We start from the raw sequence: 17898 nt of genomic DNA on the forward strand, positions 1-17898 counted from the left end.
CCGGAATGCTGTGAAAACGCGCCCCCTCCCAGGACCGCCCGAGCGGTTCAGGGTTGAGGCAGAGAGTAACTCCCACCGGAATGGTCGAACGATTTTCCGGCAAAGAAACACGGGCTTACCCCAGTTGTGCGGCATGAGTGAGCGGGCCCGGACCACTCCATTCAATCTGTGGCCATTCTGTACTCCTCCAGCGTTGACCCTCTGCTGCCACAGTTGTGCTGTCCGTGATCGTTCGACGCGAGGAGTACGCATGCACGCGCGCGTTGTAGCCGCCACGACGACCGCAGTCCTGGGAACCGCCGCGCTTCTTCTTCCCGCGCCCCACGCCCGGGCCGGCGCCGAGCGGCCCACGGTCATCGCACACCGAGGGGCCTCCAGCTACGCACCCGAGAACACGCTGGCCGGTATCGACAAGGCCGCCGAACTGGGCATCAGCTGGGTCGAGAACGACGTGCAGCGCACCAAGGACGGGGAGCTGGTCGTCCTCCACGACGACAACCTGAAGCGCACGACCGATGTGGAACAGGTCTTCCCCAACCGGGCGCCCTGGAAGGTGAAGGACTTCACCGCCGCCGAGATCGCCCGGCTGGACGCGGGCAGCTGGTTCGGCCCCGCATTCGCGGGCGCGCGCGTGCCGACGCTGGGGCAGTTCATGGAGCGGGTGGAACTGCACCACCAGAAGCTGCTCCTGGAGATCAAGAACCCTGACCTGTACCCGGGCATCGAGGAGGAGACCCTCAAGGCCCTGGACAACGAGGGCTGGCTCGACGCGCCCCACCTGACCCGGCTGATCGTGCAGAGCTTCAGCGCCGACAGCGTGCGGACCGTCCACGAGCTGAAGCCGGCTGTGAAGACCGGCTTCCTCGGGACGCCGCCCGTCTCGGACCTGTCCTGGTACGCGACCTTCGCCGACCAGATCAACCCCTCGTACACCTCCATCTCCACGGGTTACGTCAACTCCGTCCAGGCGTTCGAAGGGCCCCACGGCAGGCCGCTGGAGGTGTTCACCTGGACCGTGAACGACGCGGACACCGCCCGGCTGGTCGCCGGGTACGGCGTCGACGGGATCATCACCAACAGCCCCGACGTGGTGCGGGACGCCCTGCCCGAGGAGTGAACGGCGCCCGGCTGCGGTGCCCGATCCCCGTTCGCGGGGCGTTGTCAGTGGTGGGTCGTACGGTTGGCGCATGGACAGCCATGGGCAGCACGAGCAGCAGATCGTGTGGGCCGTCGTCGGTACCGACATCGGTCCGCTGATGCTGGCCGCGACCCGCGACGGACTGGTCAGCGTCGTGTTCCACGCCACGGAGGAGGTGCGCGAGAGGACGCTCGCCCGACTGGCGTCCCGACTGGGCACCGAGCCGGTCGAGGCGCCCGACTCCCCGCTGCTGGCCGAGGCGATACGTCAGATGGAGGAGTACTTCGCGGGTGCGCGCCGCGACTTCGAGCTGCCGCTGGACTGGTCGCTGATCTCCGGATTCAACCGGCAGGTGCTGCACGAGCTGGCCTCCGGTGTCCCATTCGGCAGTGTCGTCGGCTACGGCGATCTGGCCGGGCGGGTCGGCCAGCCGGGGGCGGCCCAGGCGGTGGGGATGGCGATGGGCGCCAATCCGCTGCCGGTCGTCGTGCCCTGCCACCGGGTCGTGGAGAGCGACGGCGGCATCGGAGGGTTCGGGGGCGGGCTGGAGACCAAGCGGAAGCTGCTCGCACTGGAGGGGGTCCTGCCGGAGCCGCTCTTCTGATCTCCTGATGATCTTCCGAGGGCTTCACATTCTTCACACTGTGAAGACTCCTCGGTCCCTCGCAGGGTTGGGCGGGCGGGAGATGAGGGGGAGACTGCGCCTGTGACGACACCTTTCACCCACTTGTATGCGGCCCATCCGTTGTGTTGTCCCCTGCCGGCCCGCCGGACGGGCCGTACAGCCGGGTGCGCGTCGTGACCGCCGTGGAGCGGCAGGTCGTCGTTCCCGTCCCGCCCGACCAGTTGCCTGCACTACGGCGCCGCATCTCGGGCGTGCTGATCACCACGCAGATCCTGGGCGGCCTGGGCGTCGCCACCGGCATCGCTCTCGCTGCGGTCCTGGCCCAGGAGGTCAGCGGCACCGAGTCGCTGTCCGGGCTCGCGCCCACCGCGACCGTCGCCGGTACGGCGTTGTTGTCGATGCCGCTAGCCGCGCTGATGACCGCGCGAGGGCGAAGGCCGGGGCTCGTCCTGGCCTATCTCATCGGGGCCGTGGGCGCGGGTGTCACGGTGCTCGCGGCAAGCATCGGGAGCTTTCCGCTGCTGCTGTGCGGGATGGCGGCGTTCGGCGCGGCCTCGTCGGCGAATCTGCAGGCGCGGTTCGCCGCCGCGGATCTGGCCGAGCCGGAGCATCGGGCCCGGGCCATCTCGCTCGTCGTGTGGGCGACCACGATCGGCGCGGTCCTCGGCCCGAACATCGCCGCGCCCGCCGGTCGTAGCGTCACAGGACTCGGGATACCCGCCGCGGCGGGTCCGTTCCTGTGGGCGGCGGGGATCTTCCTGATATCCGCGGTCGTGGTGGCTGTTCTGCTGCGGCCGGATCCGCTGCTGACGGCACGTGCGCTCGCACCGGCCGAGGAGCAGTCGCCCGCGGCCCGTTCGCTGCGCGCCGGGATGGCAGCCGTGGCCGCCTCGCCGCGGGCGCGGCTCGCGGTGGTGACGGTGGCCGTCGCGCACACGGCGATGGTCTCGGTGATGTCGATGACCCCGGTCGACCTCGCGCACCACGGCGCGGGCATCGATCTGATCGGGCTGGTCATCAGCGGGCACATCGCCGGCATGTACGCGTTCGCACCGCTCATGGGACGGCTGTCGGACCGGCTGGGACGGCTGTCCGGGATCGGGCTGGCCGTGGGGCTGCTGGCGTGCGCGGTGTTCGTCGCCGGTACGGCGGGCGGCAGTCATGGGCAGACGGCCTTCGGGCTCTTCGTGCTGGGGCTCGGCTGGTCGGCGGCGCTCGTCTCCGGTTCCGCGCTGCTCACGGACTCCGTGCCGCAGCCCGCCCGGGCCGCCGCGCAGGGCCTGTCGGACCTCGCCATGAACGCCTCCGCGGGCATCGGCGGGGCTGCCGCCGGGCTGGTCGTCGCGCAGGCGAGCTACGCCTGGCTGAACTTTGCCGCCGCGTGCCTGCTGCTGCCGTTGGCGGGGCTGGCTCTGTTCACCCGGGGCAGGCGGGCGGAGAAGGCTCTGCCCGGCGACTGACGCCACGCCCCCGGGCGCTCGGCCCGCCACGAGGGACACACGTCGGCCGGCCAGGGCCACAGGGAACGCAGGAACGCAGGAACGCAGGGAACTCACGGCCAGCCCGTCCGCGCCGCCCAATCCAGTCCCCTCGGGTCGCCAGCTGTGCCGGGTGCACATCGCCGAGGCGGTCAACGCGACCGTGATCGGGATCGAGGACGCACCACAGGGCTACGCCGAGTTCGACCAGGGCCCAGCCGCAAGTACGTGCTGAATCCGCACGGGGCGCTGGACGCCGCACGGGCGGCCTGACGTCCCCGGCTCCGACGTCCCGAGAAACGGGGGTCACGCTCGCGTGGCCCCCTGCTCGGCGCCCTAGTCGTAGTGCCGGGCCTCGAAGATGTTGCCGTCGGGGTCGCGGAAGTAGAAGCTGCGCTTGGCCTTGCCGCGGGCGCCGAAGGAGTCGTAGGAGTACTCCGAGACCGGTACGTCCTGCTCCTCCAGGTGGCTGCGCAGCCCGTGGAAGTCGGCCTCCGGCAGGGACAGGCAGACGTGATTGACCGGGTGTCCCGCGCTGCGGGCGGCGTCGGGGAGCATCTTCATGCGCTCCGCCATGGTCATCGGCATGAGGTCGAGGATGGTCTCGTCGTTGACGCGCACCGAGGGGAACGGCGCCTCGCCCGCGATGAAGTCCGTGAGCCTGACGGGCAGCATGCCGAGCGTCTTCTCGTAGAACGCGGCCGACGCGGCCGGGTCGCTCACCCAGAGAACCACGTGGTCGAGGCGTGTCGTGTTGTCGGTCATGCATTCCAGGCTGGTGGTGTCTCACACATGCCGCAAGGGTTTGACCCGGTGCGCCGCCCGCCAGAGATGAGGGAAGACCGACGGACAGGAGGCAGGCGCGTGGTGCTGGTGGTGTCGGAAGAGGTACGGGACGCGGTCGACGCGCGTCGACCTGTGGTGGCCCTGGAGTCCACGATCATCGCGCACGGGCTGCCACGCCCCCGCAATCTGCAGGTGGCGCTGGAGCTGGAGGACGTCGTACGGCAGGAGGGTGCCGTTCCCGCGACGATCGCCGTGCTGGACGGGCGGCCCCACGTCGGCCTGGACAAGGAGCAGCTGGAGCGGATCGCGAACGAGGACGGGATCCGCAAGCTGGGGCACCGGGATCTGCCGCTCGCGGTGGCCTCCGGGGCGAGCGGGGCGACCACCGTGTCGGCGACGGCTCTGCTGGCTGCCCTGGCGGGCGTACGCGTGTTTGCGACGGGTGGGCTCGGCGGTGTGCACCGGGAGTGGACGGTGACGCAGGACGAGTCGGCCGACCTGGGGCTGCTGGCGCGGGCGCGGATCACGGTGGTGTGCGCCGGCGTGAAGTCGATCCTGGATGTCCCGGCGACCCTGCAGCGGCTGGAGACGCTCGGCGTCGCCGTCGCCGGCTACCGGACGGAACGCTTCCCCGGCTTCTACCTGTCCGACTCGGGGTATCCGGTGGACTGGACTCTTGGGTCACCGCAGGAGGTGGCCGAGGTGATGCGCGCTCAGGACGCGCTCGACGGGCCGGAGTCGGCGCTGATCGTCGCCAATCCGGTACCGGAGGAGGAGCAGCTGGATCCCGAGCTGCACGCGCGTGTGCTCACCGACGCGCTGCACGCGTGCGAGGAGCAGGGCATCACGGGTCAGGCGGTCACGCCGTTCCTGCTGGACTACTTGGTACGGCACACGGACGGTGCCTCACTGAGCGCCAATCTCGCGGCGGTGCGCGGCAACGTACGGCTGGCGGGGCGCATCGCGGCGGCCTGGGCCGGGGCGTGAGCGAACCGGAGAGGGGGCCCGCCCCGGCCGAACGGCGCGACGGCGCACTGCTGGTCGTCGGCGACGTGGTCACGGACGTCATCGCCCGGCACCGGGGACCACTCGCCTCGGGTACGGACACCGCGGCGGCCGTCCGGACGGTGCCGGGCGGCGCCGGGGCCAACGTGGCCTGCTGGGCGGCGTATTGGGGCGCCACGGACGTGCGGCTGCTGGGGCGCGTGGGAGCGGACGCAGCCGCGTGGCACGAGCGGGCGCTGACCGCGAGCGGGGTACAGCCCTGTCTCGTGGTGGATCCGCAGGCGCCGACCGGGACGGTGATCTGCCTGGTCGACACGGGCGCGGCTGCCGAGCGGACGTTCCTCACCGACAGCGGGGCGTCCCTGCGGCTCGACCCCGGCGACTGGTCGGATGCCCTGCTCGACGGTGTCGCGTGGCTGCACCTCTCGGGCTACTTGTTGTTCTCCGAGTCGAGCCGCGCGCTGGTGGCGGCGGCGTTGGCGTCCGCACGCGCGCGTGGAGTGCCGGTGAGCCTGGACCCGGCGTCGGCGGGCTTCCTCGTGAAGCTGGGCGTCGACCGTTTCCTGACCCTGGTGGAGGGCCTGGAGGTCCTGCTGCCGAGCCGTGACGAGGCTTGTCTGCTCACAGGGCTGCCCGATGCGGTGGACGCGGCGGCCAAGTTGAGTCGCCATGTCCCGCTGGTGGTCGCCAAGCAGGGCGGGGACGGCGCCATGGTGGCCAGGTCGGGCTCCGTGAGCGCCCACGTCCCGGCCATGCCGACGGCGCCGAGGGACACCACGGGAGCCGGCGACGCCTTCACCGGTGCCTTTCTCGCGGCCCTGCTCGCGGGCGCCCGGCCCGAGGATGCGGCGCGGGAGGGGTGCCGGGCAGGTGCGCTGGCGGTGGAGCGGGTGGGCGGACGGCCGCCCGCGCCGGAGTGACGGCAGCCGACGCCGGCTGAAGCGATGCCGGTTTCCGGATAGCTGAGGCGATGTCAGCCCTCCGGTGACTGAAGGGACCTCAGCTCTCCGGTGGCGGAGGCGATGCCGGCTCCCCGATGTCCGAGGCGATGTCAGCTCCGCTCTCCTCCGGTGCCCTGCGCCCCCACGCCGAGATCATCGGGGCGGTGGCCAGGTCCATGCCCCCGGTGGCGACGTTGGCGAGGTGGCGGTCGATGTCCTGGTCGGTGGCGATGCCCTCGGCGACGAGCTGGTCGCGGATCTGGCGGACGGTGGCGGACTCCAGGGCGGCGCAGGCGGGCGAGGTGATCGGGAAGTACGCGTCGGCCTCCACCCTGCGCAGACCCGCGTCGCGGAGCAGACGCGGGAGCCTGCGGCCGTAGGCCAGGTCGGCGCCGCGGTCGGCGAGCAGCTTGCGGAAGCCGTTTCGGAGGCGGTTCGCGAGCTGCTGGTCGGGGCCGGACTCGTCGGGGCAGAGCAGGGGCTGCAGAGCGGGGTCGGCGTCCTCGATCAGGATCCTGCCGCCGGGACGCAGGGCCTCGATCATCGACCGCAACGCCCGTTCGCGGTCCGGCACATGCACGAGCACGAGGCGGGCGTGCACGAGGTCGAACCCCTCCCCCGGCGGCTCGTCCGCGGCGACGTCGTGTGCGCGGACCTCGACCGGAGGGCGGGCGGCCGGGGTGAGCAGTGAGGTGTCGATGTCGGTTGCGACGACCCGTCCGGTGGGGCCGACCTTCTTGGCCAGCCAGGACACCACCGAGGTGCCGCCGGCGCCCACCTCCCAGCAGCGCCAGCCGGGTCCGATGCCGAACCGTTCGAAATGCCGGAACGTCGTGGGGTCGAAGAGTGTGGCGAATGCGTCGAAGCGCTCGGCCGCCTCCGCCTGCCGGTTGTCGAGGAGATACCCGTCGGTTCGCGTCATGATGCGATCATCCCAGTTGCCCGGCTTGTCCGGATGGGGCGACGCTCGGCAGGACCGCCCCGAATTTGGTACGGCCCCTTCATCCACAGCCGGGAACCAAGCGGAACCACCTGTTCCCACAGGCTTACCCACCTCTCACGCCCACCTGGCAAACTGGCGAGCCAGGGCGCAAAGATGCAGCGCAGCGCGAGCGAGCCGAAGGGGCTGGACGTCCCGGAGGTGAGCCACGCGTCAAGAGGAGATCCACGCAAGGAGATCCAGATGTCCATGGCAGGGAATCTGCGGAAGGTCACGGGCCTCGGCAGGGTCGGCGGCCTCCGCAAGGTGGCACGGCTGGCTCGACGGCGTCCCCGCGTCGACCTCAGCCACCCCGCCCGGTCCCCCCTGGGCTCCTCGGTGGTGAACTGCGTGACGTACCGGGACGGTGTGCGGGTCCCGGAGAGCGGCGATCTGGTCGACGTCGTGCAGAAGGTGCGCAAGCGCGGTGGCGGGTTCGTCTGGCTCGGTCTCCATGAGCCGACGGACCAGGAGTTCGCGGGCATCGCCGAGTTGTTCGCACTGCACCCGCTTGCGGTCGAGGACGCGATCGAAGCACATCAGCGGCCGAAGCTGGAGCGCTACGACGAGACGCTGTTCGCGGTGTTCAAGACGGTCTGTTACGTCGAGCACGAGGAGCTCACGGCGACGAGCGAGGTCGTCAACACCGGCGAGATCATGGTGTTCGTCGGCCAGGACTTCGTGATCACCGTGCGGCACGGGCGGCATGGCTCACTGGGCCCGTTGCGCGAGGAGCTGGAGTCGAGCCCCGAGCAGCTCTCCAAGGGACCGGCGGCGGTGCTGCACGCGCTCGCGGACCACGTCGTCGACGACTATCTGAGCGTCATCGACTCGGTGCAGGAGGACATCGACGAGGTCGAGACGGAGGTGTTCGCGACGAACGGCGCGCGGACCGACCCGGGCCGGATCTACCAGCTCAAGCGGGAACTGCTGGAGCTGAAGCGGGCCGTGGTACCACTGAGCCGCCCGCTCGAGGACCTGGCCTCACTGTCCATCAGGGTGGTGGAGCCGGAGATACAGGCCTACTTCCGTGACGTCTCCGACCATCTGCTGCGGGCCAAGGAGCAGATAGCCGCCTTCGACGAACTGCTCAACTCGATCCTGCAGGCCCACCTGGCACAGGTCACGGTCTCGCAGAACGAGGACATGCGGAAGATCACGGCCTGGGCCGCGATCATCGCCGTGCCGACGATGGTGTGCGGGGTGTACGGGATGAACTTCGAGCACATGCCCGAGCTGCGCTGGACGTTCGGCTATCCGCTGGTCCTGGGCGTGATATCCGTCGCGTGTGTGGTGCTGTACCGCGGATTCCGGCGCAACGGTTGGCTCTGACGCGGCCGACCGGCCGGCTCCGGTGCGCCCTCGCCCGCCGGGGTGGGCCGGACGAGGACGGCAGACGGATTGCGGTCGGGCATGCGCCGGGTCAGTGCGTCGTCGGCGTGCCGGTCCTGGCGTAGACGCTCTCGGCCCAGTGGGCGACGTCGCCCTGACGCAGGTTCAGGGCCAGATCGGCCTCGCTGATCATGCCGACCAGGCGCTTGTTCTCGATGACGGGGAGCCGACGGATCTGGTGGTCCTGCATCTCCCGGAGCACGTCGCTGATGTCGGCGTCCGACTCGATCCAGCGCGGGGTGCCCTGGGCCATGTCGCCGGCGGTGACCTTGCTCGGGTCGCGGCCCATGGCCACGCAGCCGATGACGATGTCGCGGTCGGTGAGGATGCCGCAGAGCCTTTCGTTCTCGTCACTGATGGGAAGGGCACCGACGCCCAGCTCGCGCATCAGCTGGGCGGCGCGGTCCAGGGTCTCGTGAGCGGGGATCCACTGGGCGCCACGGTGCATGATGTCTCCGGCAGTGGTCATGAAGTACCTCCCGGTGCCGGACGGCCGGCGCGGCGCGGGACGCACCGCTAGTCCCGGCGCCCTTCATTCTCGCCGTGACACCTGGCCGACGCACCCGGAGCAGAGCGATACGGCCACCGGCTGCGACCACTGGTCGGGGAGACGCCCCGGGAGACGGCCGGGGAGGCGGCCGGGGGCTCCGATCAGGCCGAGAAGCGCACGATCTTCCGCGGGACGACACGGATGATCACTCGGACCTCGTCGTCCTTCTCGGCGGGCGGATCGATGCCGAGGTACTTGCGCGAGAGCTCGAACGGCAACCGCTTGGCCTCGTCCGGGACGATCTCGGCGATGCCGCGGATCTCGACGGAGGAGTAGGGGTTGGCGAGGTCGTAGACCGAGAGGCTGATGCGGGGGTCGCGGCGGAGGTTGCGCACCTTCTGGCGGGCGTCGACGGAGGAGAAGAGCACGGTGTCGCCCTCGCGCTTGATCCAGACCACCGAGTTCTGCGGGGCGCCGTCGGGACCGAGGGTGGCCACGCCGGCGAAGTTCTTGCCGTCGAGCAGGGAGCGGACGGAGTCGTCGAAGGAGACCGGATCACTCGTGGAGGACGTCATGGCTTCAGAGTAGTTAAATGCACGTGCATACAAAAGGGGTTTGAGGAAAGTGGGGCCCGCCGGCTTCTGCCCCCGCTCCTCTCACCCGCTCCACGCCGGATGCCGTGGGTCGTCGGCGCGGATCAGGACATCGGCTGCGTCGGCCGGGTCGGTCTCCTGGTCGTAGCGCTCGAAGGCGGGGAGGGTCCAGTGCTCGGCCTCGGGGGTGCGGCGGCGCAGGGCGCCGGGTGAGAGCAGGACGTGGGCGGTCAGGTCGAAGGGGAACCAGTGGCGCAGCAGGAGGGGACCATGCAGCAACAGGAAGCCACCTGGCGGGAGTTGGACGTAGGGGCTGCGGGTGGCCCGGTCGGTGGCCGGGTCCCACAGGTCGGGCAGGACACGGCCGTCGCCGCCTGGTTCGAGGGGGCCGAAGACCTCGCGCCACAGGGCGCCGGTGTCGAACCAGCCGTCGTAGTAGGCCTCCACGTCCTGGTGGCCGTACTCCAGGCGGACCGAGGCCGGGCGCAGAAAACCCTGCGTGCCGACGATGAGCGACGGGCGGCCGCGTATACGCAGCGCCTCCCCGACCCGCTCGGCGAGGTCTCCCGGATGGGCTGCCGGCGCCCCGTCGAAGGCGATGCGCGGCCAGGAGCTGCCGTCGGCCGGCTTCAGGTCGAGCAGTCGCTCGGCCAGCAGGTCGCCGAGCCGTTCCCAGGAGATCGCTTCGAGTCGCACAGGGCCCATGATGCGACAGGAGGGGACGGTCACGGGCGTCGCGCTTCGGCGGCAGCGGGTTCCGGCGCGGGGTTGGGAGGCGTACCTGGCGCGACCGCCTCGCGGGGGACGGCAGGCCTGATCAGGGACCGTCCGAGGGCCTGCCGGGTCGTTTCCCGGATAGTTCCGCGGACCGGCTCCGAGGGGAATGAACCTCGTATGGCACCTCTCGCAACTCCCCCGCCCCGTACCGGCCTTCTGGTCATCCAGCCCCTCAAGCGGCGGCGTTGTGCGGAGTGTCATGCGGGACCGTTGCAGATGCTCGTGTTGGAGGACGGTGCGCCGCGGTGTCTCGACTGTGCCGATCTCGGGCATCTGGTGTTCCTGCCGCGTGGCGACACGGCGTTGACGCGCCGGTCGCGGGAGGAGAGTGCGCTGTCGGCGGTGGTCGTACGGTTCAACCGGCGCAAGAGCCGTTACGAGCGGCAGGGCGTCCTGGTGGAGGAGACGGGGCTCGGCCGGGCGGAGCAGCGGTGCCTGGCCGACGCGGAGGCCCGGCGGCGGCGTCGGGCGCGGGACGCCCGGCGGCGGGCGCGGGAGGACGTGCGGTTCGCCGAGGCGTTCGCGGAGGAGATCCGGCGGCTGTTCCCGGGGTGTCCGGCGGACCGGGCACGGGACATCGCCGCGCATGCGTCGGCGCGGGGCAGTGGACGAGTGGGGCGGAGCGCGGCGGGGCGGGCGTTGTCCGAGGGAGCCGTGACATGGGCGGTCATGGCGTCCGTACGGCACCTGGACACGGCGTACGACCAGCTGCTGATGAGCGGAGTGCCGCGGCACGAGGCGCGGCGGCGGATCGCTGCGGCGGTGGAGACGACGCTGCGGGCCTGGCGGATGGAGGTGTCGGACGTCGGCTGACATGGCTCTGCCTCGTCCGAGCAGCGCCCTGACTGGTCCGAGCAGCACCCACTGGCCGGCCCGAGCAGGGCCCACTGACTGGTCCGAGCAGCGCGCGTGGTGCGTCCGGGTCACGCCCATGGACGCTCACGTATGGGCTCGCGCCGCTCGGCCATGGTCACGGTTCTCGTACAGGATTTCACTTGAGGTGACGGATGGGGCCGGGAAGGATCTCGGCAGGATGCGGGAGTTGACGTTGACATGATCGATGGGCCGTACTTCGTACTGGTTGTGATCGGTGTGGTCGGGACCGGCCTGGTGGCCGGGGTGTTCTGCGCCTTCTCCACGTTCGTGATGCGCGGGCTCGCCGCGCTGCCGCCCGCGCAGGGCGTCGCCGCGATGAAGGCGATCAACGTGACCGCGCTGATGCCGGCATTCATGCTGGTGTTCATCGGGTCGGCGGTGCTGTGCGCGGTGATCGCGGTGGTGACGTTCGTGCTCTGGCCGGACGAGGGCAGGGTGGAGCTGTTGCTGGGCAGCGGGCTGTATCTGTTCGGCACGTTCGGCGTGACGATAGCGGCGAACGTGCCCCGCAACGAGGCGCTGGTCAAGCTGGACGCGGGCACCGCGGAGGCGGCCGCGTACTGGCCGACGTATGTGCGCGAGTGGACGGCGTGGAACCACGTCCGGACGGTCGCCTCGGCCGCCGCGACGGTGTCGTTCGTTCTGGCCATCAGCTGACCGCCCGCGCCCGCCCAGGAATCCGCGGGGCGACTCGCGGAGCAACCCGCGGAGCAACCGGGGAGAAGGCGCTGTCAGCCACTCTGCGCAGGTGGCCGGTGGGACGTATCGTTGCGGGGAGGGTGCCGCCCGATGACGCAGGGCTCCGGGACGTCGCACGCGCACGCGAGGAAGACGGCCATGGCCGATCCCAAGGGTTTCATGACCACCCCCCGCCAGGACTGGCCGCGCCGGCCCGTGGAGGAGCGGGTCCAGGACTGGGACGAGGTCTACGTCCCCGGGGCGCTGCTGCCCATCATCAGCAAGCAGGCGGACCGTTGCATGGACTGCGGCATCCCCTTCTGCCACGACGCCTGTCCGCTGGGCAATCTGATCCCCGACTGGAACGACCTGGTGTCCCGGGAGGACTGGCGGGCGGCCGCCGACCGGTTGCACGCGACGAACAACTTCCCCGAGTTCACGGGGCGCTTGTGTCCGGCGCCGTGCGAGGCGGGGTGCGTGCTGGCGATCAATCAGCCGGCCGTCACCATCAAGAACGTCGAGTGCGCCATCGCCGATCGGGCGTGGGCGGACGGCTTCGCGCCGCCGCGCCCGCCGGACCGGCTGTCCGGGCGGACCGTCGCGGTGATCGGGTCGGGGCCGACGGGGCTCGCCGCGGCGCAGCAGCTGACGCGGGCGGGGCACACGGTCGCGGTGTACGAGAAGGACGACCGGATCGGCGGGTTGATGCGGTACGGCATCCCCAGTTTCAAGATGGAGAAGCACCATCTGGAGCGGCGGATCGAGCAGATGCGGGCCGAGGGGACCAAGTTCCGTACGTCCACGGCGGTCGGGCGGGACGTGGGGGCGGCCGAACTGCGGTCGCGCTACGACGCGGTCGTCATCGCCACCGGGGCCACGGCGTGGCGTGAACTTCCCGTACCAGGACGGGAGTTGACCGGTATCCAGCAGGCGATGGAGTATCTGCCGCTGGCCAACCGGGTGTGCGAGGGGGACCTGGAGGCGTCCCCCATGTCCGCTGCCGGGAAGCATGTCGTCATCGTCGGCGGTGGGGACACGGGGGCCGACTGTCTGGGTACCGCCGTGCGGGACGGCGCCGCGTCCGTCACCCAGCTGGACATCTACGCCCAGCCCGGCGCCGAGCGGGACGAGGACGCCGAGCCCTGGCCGACGTACCCGAAGATCTACCGCCTCTCGGCCGCGCACGAGGAGGCGCGCGATCTGGTGACGGCACCCGCGGCGGACGCGGACGCCCGGCTGTTCGCGGCGTCCACGCTCCGCTTCACGGGCGACGCCGACGGGCACGTACGGTCGCTGCACCTGACCGAGGTGGACGTGCAGCGGCGCCCGCTGCCGGAGACCGGGCGGACGCTGCCCGCCGACCTGGTGCTGCTCGCCCTCGGCTTCTCCGGGCCCGACCAGGGGGACGGGCTGATCGAGCAGCTGGGGCTGGAGCTGGAGCCTCGCGGCACGATCACCCGCGATGCCGGGTTCGCCACGAACGTGGCCGGCGTGTTCGCCGCGGGGGATGCCGCCCGGGGACAGTCGCTCATCGTGTGGGCGATCGCCGAGGGGCGGGCGGTGGCGGCGGCCGTCGACCACTATCTGACGGGGAGTTCGCGACTGCCGACGCCGATCTCGCCGTACGACCGGCCCATGACGGTGTGACGGGGCGGCGGTCGCGGCGAGCGGCCGACGGTCGGCGGTCGGCGGGGCGGGGCGGGGCGGGGCGGGGCGGGCAGCGGCCATCTCGCCGCGTACCCCGCCTCCCTACCCTGCCTCCCTACCCCGCCTCCCCTCCCCCTCCCCTAGCGCCGCTCGTCCGTCCCCGCCACCTTGCCCGTCGCCAGCGCCACCCTGTTCCAGGTGTTGATCGTGAGGATCAGGGCCAGCACATGGGCCAGCTCCTGATCGTCGAAGTGTGCCGCGGCCTGGGCGTAGACCTCGTCGGGGACACCGCCGTCGGCCACCAGGGTCACCGCCTCCGTCAGGGCCAGGGCGGCTTGTTCCTTCTCGGTGTAGAAGTGGCGGGCCTCGCGCCAGACGGCGACCAGGTGCAGCCGGTCCTCGTGCTCGCCGGCCTTGCGGGCATCGTTGGTGTGCATGTGGAGGCAGTAGGCGCAGTGGTTGAGGTGCGAGGCGCGGATCTGGATCAGCTCGACCAGTGCGGGGTCCAGGCCCTCGCGGGCGGCGGCGTCGAAGCCGACGATGGCGCGGAAGACCTTCGGGGCGGACTTCGCGAGGTCCAGGCGGGTCCGCGCGGCCTCGGCCGTGGCGATGGCGGAGTCGATGTCGGAGTCGAAACCGGAGTCGATGTCGGAAGTGCCCTGCGTGGCGGTCGTGTTCGTCGTCATGTGCTCCAAGTTACGACCTCGAAAGACCCACTGTAGGGTGCATTTCCATGGCGAGATCGTGGGTCAATTATGCGGAGCGGATCGGCGCCGACCTGCACCTGGACCTCTCGGAGTCATCCGGGTCGTCCGAGGCGTCCGGGCCCGGCGGCCGGCGGGCCGCGTTGGCCCGTGCGCTGCGCGAGGCGGTGCGCGACGGGCGGCTCGCGCCCGGTACCCGGCTGCCGCCGTACCGCTCACTCGCCGCGGACCTCGGGATCGCCCGCAACACCGTGGCCGACGCGTATGCGGAGCTGGTGGCCGAGGGCTGGCTCACCGCCCGGCAGGGCTCGGGGACACGGGTGGCCGAGCGCGCCGAGCCACTGCGGGGCGTCGAGCGGGTGCCCCGTAAGGCACCGCCACGCGCGCGTGGACCCCGGCACGACCTGCGGCAGGGCACTCCGGACGCGTCGGCGTTCCCGCGTGCGGCATGGCTGGCCTCCTATCGGCGGGCCCTTCAGCAGGCGCCGAACGAGGTCTTCGGGCCCGGTGATCCCGCCGGACGAATCGAGCTGCGGGAGGCCCTCACCGAATACCTGGCACGCGCGCGGGGTGTGCGCACCGAGCCGGGTCGGATCGTGATCTGCTCCGGCTTCGCGCACGCCCTGCGCCTGCTGTTCTCCCAGGGCGGTGGCGGCGGCGGCGTGCTGCGCGGTCCGCTGGCCGTGGAGGCGTACGGTCTGGGCTTCCACCGTGAGCTGCTCACCACCGCGGGCGTACGGACCGTACCGCTCCCCCTCGACGAGGACGGTGCTCGCGTCGACCGGCTGGCGCGTGAGCGGGCCGTGCTGCTCACGCCCGCGCACCAGTTCCCGACCGGCGGCCCGCTGCACGCGGAGCGCCGGGCCGCCGTGATCGACTGGGCACGCGCGCGTGGGGGCGTCGTGCTGGAGGACGACTACGACGGCGAGTTCCGCTACGACCGCAAGCCCGTCGGTGCCGTCCAGGGCCTCGATCCCGAGCGGGTGATCTTCATCGGCTCGGTCAGCAAGAGCCTGTCGCCGGCGGTGCGGCTGGGGTGGATGGTGCTGCCGCAGCGGTACGTCGACGACGTCCTCGCGGCCAAGGGCGAGCGCGAGGCGTGGGCGAGCGTCCTCGATCAGCTGAGCCTCGCCGACTTCATCGTCTCCGGTGCGTACGACCGTCATGTACGGCGTATGCGGCAGCGGTACCGGAGCCGCCGCGACCGGCTCGTCGCGGCCCTTGCCGCGCAGGCGCCGCACATCGAGGTCACCGGTATCGCCGCCGGACTCCACGCGGTGCTGCGACTGCCGCCGGGCAGCGAGCGGTCCGCGGTCAAGGCGGCCATCTGGCAGGGCATCGCCCTGGACGGCCTCGCCGAGTTCCGGCACCCGGAGGCGGCGGAGCCGGACATGCCGGTCCGTGACGGCATCGTCGTGGGATACGCGACACCCTCGGAACACGCGTACGGAGCGGCGCTGGAGGCGCTGTGCGGAGTGCTGCCGCCGGGCCCGTAGCGCAGGCCGGCGGCAGCACCCTCGTGTCCGAGCCGGCCGAGGCGGAACAGCCGCACCTGCCAGTCATGGCCCGGTGGACGCCCCGCGCCGCCTGATGTCGTACCTGTGAGAGCGCGCAGGCCGGCTACGGCTTGCGGCCCACCGCCCCGTACCCGGGAATGACCCCGTCGTCCTGACCGGGTACCGGCTCCCCCAGTTCGGGGTGCCACTGGTGCGGCACCTCGACGCCGGGCTCGACGAGTTCGAGGCCGTCGAAGAACCGGGCGAACTCCGCGCGGGAGCGCAGGGCCAGGGTGACGCCGGCCGCCTTGAGTTTCTCCGTCGCCGCCTTCGACTCCTCGGGAGTGAAGTCGGCGGTCGCGTGGGTCATCACCAGGTAGCTGCCGGAGGGGAGTTCGGACAGCAGCCGGCCGACCAGTTCGTGCGCGCCGTCCTCGTCGGAGACGAAGTGCAGCAGCGCGACGAGGGAAAGGGCCACCGGGCGGCTGAAGTCCAGTATCTTCCGGGCGCCTTCGACGATGGCGTGCGGGTCGCGCACATCGGCCTGCAGGTACTCGGTGGCGCCCTCGTCGGTGCCGCGCAGCAGGGCCGCCGCGTGGGCCAGCACGATGGGGTCGTTGTCGCAGTAGACGACGCGTGCGTCGGGGGTGATCCCCTGGGCGATCTGGTGCAGGTTCGGCTCGGTCGGGATGCCGGTGCCGACGTCCAGGAACTGACGTACGCCGTTCTTGGCGAGCCAGCGGGTCGTGCGGTGCATGAACGCGCGGTTGACCCGCGCCATCACCGGGACGCGCGGGTCGAGGGCGAGCATCTGCCGCCCCATGGCCTCGTCGACCGGGTAGTTGTCCTTGCCGCCGAGGTACCAGTCGTACATCCGCGCGGGATGCGGCTTGCTGGTGTCGATCTCGACGAAACGATTCCGCCCGGTCATGACGAACTCCATAAGGGTCTGCGGCAGTCTGTGGCCATCAACTCATCAACTCAGTGCCAAAATATGGGAATTGACTGAAAAACAAGTCCGCTCACGACAGCAGGAAGTCCGCCTCCCCCGCCTTGGCACCCTCGATGAACGCCGTCATCTCGTCCGTGGTGTAGATCAGCGCCGGCCCGTCCGGGTCGGTCGACTGCCGGACGGCGATACGACCGTCGGCGAGCTTCATCGCCTCCAGGCAGTTGCCTCCGTTGCCGCCGCTCCACGGCTTGTGCCAGCCTTCGCTGCCCAAGTCCCGCGCGGGCATGCCGTTGTAGACGCGTATGCGCGGCTTGATGCGATCCATTCACAGCTCCTTGCGGAGATCCCGGAGGATCTCCTTCGTGCGATGTGCCGTAGCGGCCTGCGCCGCCATGCGGTCCATGACCTCGAGGTGGGTCGCCACCTCGGTGCGCGCGTCGAGGTAGACGGCGCCGGTCAGGTACTCGCTGTAGACCATGTCCGGCAGTTCTGACATGGCAAATCGGAACAGCACGAAGGGCCCGTACGTGCCGGGGTGCGGCCCGTTCGCGAACGGAGCCACCTGCAGGGTCACGTTGGGCAGCCTCGCGGCCTGGAGCAGCCGGTCGATCTGGGCACGCATCACCTCCGGACCGCCGATCCGGCGGCGCAGCACGGTCTCGTCCATCACGACCCACAGCCGCGGCGCGTCCTCCCGGGTGAGCAGCTGCTGGCGTTGCATGCGCAGCGCGACATGGCGCTCGATGTCGTCGGGGCTGGTCTGGCCGATGGCGCCCGACTGCAGCACGCCACGCGCGTAGTCCTCGGTCTGCAACAGGCCGGGCACGAAGTGGGGTTCGTACGACCGGATGAGCGCGGCGGCGCCCTCCAGACTGACGTACATCGAGAACCAGCCGGGCAGGATGTCGTGGAAACGCTGCCACCAGCCCGGCCTGTTGGCCTCCTCCGCCAGTTGCACAAAGGCGTCGGCTTCGTCGTCGGAGACGCCGTAGGCCTTCAGGAGCAGTTGGAGGTACGGGATCTTCAGCCCGACCTCGGCCATCTCCATCCGGCGGACCGTCGCGGGAGCGACCCGGAGCACCCGGGCTGCCTGCTCGCGCTTGAGCCCGGCGCGTTCGCGCAGGTCGAGCAGGCGGCGGCCGAGGACGACCTGGCCGACCGTAGGTGCGGACCGCGGCTCGCTCACGCTCCACCTCCACGTATGAATCCCGATGAATCCCGACAGGTCGATTGAATCCTGACAGGCCGACGGCGCCATTCGAAGACCTATTCGAAGATCCCGGTGGATCTTCGGTGATCTCAACTGGCGCCGTTCGACATGCTGTTGCGAGCAGTGTGCCA

The 17898-nt window shown here is 70.9% G+C and carries 18 protein-coding genes and 1 pseudogene; 10 read left to right on the forward strand and 9 right to left on the reverse strand.

All coding sequences use genetic code 11. From position 1 onward, the window contains the following. Positions 1-250 precede the first annotated feature (250 nt). The 3 genes from ACZ7M7_RS01140 to ACZ7M7_RS01150 all read left to right on the forward strand — a co-directional run bounded on the left by ACZ7M7_RS01140 (position 251) and on the right by ACZ7M7_RS01150 (position 3223). Positions 251-1117, forward strand: coding sequence for a glycerophosphodiester phosphodiesterase (locus ACZ7M7_RS01140; protein ID WP_472111607.1), 867 nt, complete (start codon positions 251-253; stop codon positions 1115-1117). A gap of 70 nt (positions 1118-1187) precedes the next feature. Continuing rightward, positions 1188-1742 carry a methylated-DNA--[protein]-cysteine S-methyltransferase gene (locus ACZ7M7_RS01145; protein WP_472111609.1) on the forward strand — a complete coding sequence of 185 codons (555 nt, stop codon included), beginning with the start codon at positions 1188-1190 and terminating at the stop codon, positions 1740-1742. A gap of 194 nt (positions 1743-1936) precedes the next feature. Next, entirely contained in the window at positions 1937-3223 is a 1287-nt protein-coding gene (locus ACZ7M7_RS01150; RefSeq protein WP_472111611.1) for an MFS transporter, read from the forward strand. A 354-nt stretch (positions 3224-3577) separates the two neighbouring features. On the opposite strand, the gene ACZ7M7_RS01155 is transcribed toward ACZ7M7_RS01150, so the two are convergent. Next, positions 3578-4006 carry a VOC family protein gene (locus tag ACZ7M7_RS01155; protein ID WP_369270335.1) on the reverse strand — a complete coding sequence of 143 codons (429 nt, stop codon included), beginning with the start codon at positions 4004-4006 and terminating at the stop codon, positions 3578-3580. 99 nt (positions 4007-4105) lie between these two features. Here ACZ7M7_RS01155 and ACZ7M7_RS01160 point away from each other — a divergent pair, with 99 nt between their 5' ends. Continuing rightward, positions 4106-5014: a pseudouridine-5'-phosphate glycosidase gene (locus tag ACZ7M7_RS01160; protein WP_472111613.1), complete on the forward strand. Its 909-nt coding sequence runs from the start codon at positions 4106-4108 to the stop codon at positions 5012-5014. Continuing rightward, positions 5011-5952 carry a carbohydrate kinase family protein gene (locus tag ACZ7M7_RS01165; protein ID WP_383596989.1) on the forward strand — a complete coding sequence of 314 codons (942 nt, stop codon included), beginning with the start codon at positions 5011-5013 and terminating at the stop codon, positions 5950-5952. The genes ACZ7M7_RS01160 and ACZ7M7_RS01165 overlap by 4 nt, the downstream gene beginning before the upstream one ends. 154 nt (positions 5953-6106) lie before the next feature. Here ACZ7M7_RS01165 and ACZ7M7_RS01170 read toward each other — a convergent pair. After that, a pseudogene (locus ACZ7M7_RS01170) lies at positions 6107-6895 on the reverse strand (methyltransferase); the annotation flags it as partial. Positions 6896-7156: 261 nt separating this feature from the next. Between ACZ7M7_RS01170 and corA the strand changes: the two are divergent. Continuing rightward, on the forward strand, positions 7157-8284 hold the full coding sequence (gene corA / locus ACZ7M7_RS01175) for a magnesium/cobalt transporter CorA (protein ID WP_472111615.1): 1128 nt from the start codon (positions 7157-7159) through the stop codon (positions 8282-8284). Positions 8285-8375: 91 nt separating this feature from the next. Here corA and ACZ7M7_RS01180 read toward each other — a convergent pair whose 3' ends face one another. From ACZ7M7_RS01180 to ACZ7M7_RS01190, 3 genes are all read right to left on the reverse strand, one after another. Further along, on the reverse strand, positions 8376-8813 hold the full coding sequence (locus ACZ7M7_RS01180) for a CBS domain-containing protein (RefSeq protein ID WP_383596983.1): 438 nt from the start codon (positions 8811-8813) through the stop codon (positions 8376-8378). Positions 8814-8995: 182 nt separating this feature from the next. Beyond that, entirely contained in the window at positions 8996-9409 is a 414-nt protein-coding gene (locus ACZ7M7_RS01185; RefSeq protein WP_472111617.1) for a PPOX class F420-dependent oxidoreductase, read from the reverse strand. An 81-nt stretch (positions 9410-9490) separates the two neighbouring features. Next, a complete protein-coding gene (locus ACZ7M7_RS01190; protein WP_472111620.1) occupies positions 9491-10132 on the reverse strand; it encodes a nucleoside/nucleotide kinase family protein in 642 nt (213 codons plus the stop codon). Between the two features lie 189 nt (positions 10133-10321). Between ACZ7M7_RS01190 and ACZ7M7_RS01195 the strand changes: the two genes are divergently transcribed. From ACZ7M7_RS01195 to ACZ7M7_RS01205, 3 genes are all read left to right on the forward strand, one after another. Further along, positions 10322-11017, forward strand: a complete 696-nt coding sequence (locus ACZ7M7_RS01195) for a DUF2293 domain-containing protein (RefSeq protein WP_472111622.1) — start codon at positions 10322-10324, stop codon at positions 11015-11017. A gap of 240 nt (positions 11018-11257) precedes the next feature. After that, positions 11258-11737 (forward strand): anthrone oxygenase family protein, encoded by a 480-nt coding sequence (locus tag ACZ7M7_RS01200; protein ID WP_383596971.1) that lies wholly within the window; start codon positions 11258-11260, stop codon positions 11735-11737. A 180-nt stretch (positions 11738-11917) separates the two neighbouring features. Continuing rightward, a complete protein-coding gene (locus ACZ7M7_RS01205; RefSeq protein ID WP_472111624.1) occupies positions 11918-13405 on the forward strand; it encodes a glutamate synthase subunit beta in 1488 nt (495 codons plus the stop codon). Positions 13406-13545: 140 nt separating this feature from the next. Here the strand turns inward: ACZ7M7_RS01205 and ACZ7M7_RS01210 are convergent, their stop codons facing one another. Further along, complete coding sequence (locus ACZ7M7_RS01210; RefSeq protein WP_451167931.1) at positions 13546-14091, reverse strand: carboxymuconolactone decarboxylase family protein; 546 nt, start codon at positions 14089-14091, stop codon at positions 13546-13548. A gap of 47 nt (positions 14092-14138) precedes the next feature. On the opposite strand from ACZ7M7_RS01210, the gene pdxR reads away from it, so the two are divergent. Beyond that, the gene (pdxR, locus tag ACZ7M7_RS01215; RefSeq protein WP_472111626.1) at positions 14139-15605 is read left to right on the forward strand and encodes a MocR-like pyridoxine biosynthesis transcription factor PdxR; all 1467 of its coding nucleotides are present in this window, start codon (positions 14139-14141) and stop codon (positions 15603-15605) included. A 124-nt stretch (positions 15606-15729) separates the two neighbouring features. Here pdxR and ACZ7M7_RS01220 read toward each other — a convergent pair whose 3' ends face one another. The 3 genes from ACZ7M7_RS01220 to ACZ7M7_RS01230 form a co-directional block, all read right to left on the reverse strand. Beyond that, complete coding sequence (locus tag ACZ7M7_RS01220; protein ID WP_383596959.1) at positions 15730-16548, reverse strand: SAM-dependent methyltransferase; 819 nt, start codon at positions 16546-16548, stop codon at positions 15730-15732. A gap of 79 nt (positions 16549-16627) precedes the next feature. After that, positions 16628-16882, reverse strand: coding sequence for a DUF397 domain-containing protein (locus tag ACZ7M7_RS01225; RefSeq protein ID WP_019757219.1), 255 nt, complete (start codon positions 16880-16882; stop codon positions 16628-16630). Next, entirely contained in the window at positions 16883-17743 is an 861-nt protein-coding gene (locus ACZ7M7_RS01230; protein ID WP_472111629.1) for a helix-turn-helix domain-containing protein, read from the reverse strand. Positions 17744-17898: the final 155 nt, after the last annotated feature.

The organism is Streptomyces sp. NPDC111606, from assembly GCF_055656945.1.

What these genes read in the sequence shown, in the direction of transcription:
- ACZ7M7_RS01220 (WP_383596959.1), bottom strand. Translation starts at nt 16,548, where the DNA reads ATGGAGTTCGTCATGACCGGGCGGAATCGTTTCGTCGAGATCGACACC.
- ACZ7M7_RS01180 (WP_383596983.1), bottom strand. Translation starts at nt 8,813, where the DNA reads ATGACCACTGCCGGAGACATCATGCACCGTGGCGCCCAGTGGATCCCC.
- ACZ7M7_RS01210 (WP_451167931.1), bottom strand. Translation starts at nt 14,091, where the DNA reads ATGACGACGAACACGACCGCCACGCAGGGCACTTCCGACATCGACTCC.
- ACZ7M7_RS01190 (WP_472111620.1), bottom strand. Translation starts at nt 10,132, where the DNA reads ATGGGCCCTGTGCGACTCGAAGCGATCTCCTGGGAACGGCTCGGCGAC.
- pdxR (WP_472111626.1), top strand. Translation starts at nt 14,139, where the DNA reads ATGGCGAGATCGTGGGTCAATTATGCGGAGCGGATCGGCGCCGACCTG.
- corA (WP_472111615.1), top strand. Translation starts at nt 7,157, where the DNA reads ATGTCCATGGCAGGGAATCTGCGGAAGGTCACGGGCCTCGGCAGGGTC.
- ACZ7M7_RS01145 (WP_472111609.1), top strand. Translation starts at nt 1,188, where the DNA reads ATGGACAGCCATGGGCAGCACGAGCAGCAGATCGTGTGGGCCGTCGTC.
- ACZ7M7_RS01200 (WP_383596971.1), top strand. Translation starts at nt 11,258, where the DNA reads ATGATCGATGGGCCGTACTTCGTACTGGTTGTGATCGGTGTGGTCGGG.
- ACZ7M7_RS01205 (WP_472111624.1), top strand. Translation starts at nt 11,918, where the DNA reads ATGGCCGATCCCAAGGGTTTCATGACCACCCCCCGCCAGGACTGGCCG.
- ACZ7M7_RS01140 (WP_472111607.1), top strand. Translation starts at nt 251, where the DNA reads ATGCACGCGCGCGTTGTAGCCGCCACGACGACCGCAGTCCTGGGAACC.
- ACZ7M7_RS01195 (WP_472111622.1), top strand. Translation starts at nt 10,322, where the DNA reads ATGGCACCTCTCGCAACTCCCCCGCCCCGTACCGGCCTTCTGGTCATC.
- ACZ7M7_RS01155 (WP_369270335.1), bottom strand. Translation starts at nt 4,006, where the DNA reads ATGACCGACAACACGACACGCCTCGACCACGTGGTTCTCTGGGTGAGC.
- ACZ7M7_RS01225 (WP_019757219.1), bottom strand. Translation starts at nt 16,882, where the DNA reads ATGGATCGCATCAAGCCGCGCATACGCGTCTACAACGGCATGCCCGCG.
- ACZ7M7_RS01185 (WP_472111617.1), bottom strand. Translation starts at nt 9,409, where the DNA reads ATGACGTCCTCCACGAGTGATCCGGTCTCCTTCGACGACTCCGTCCGC.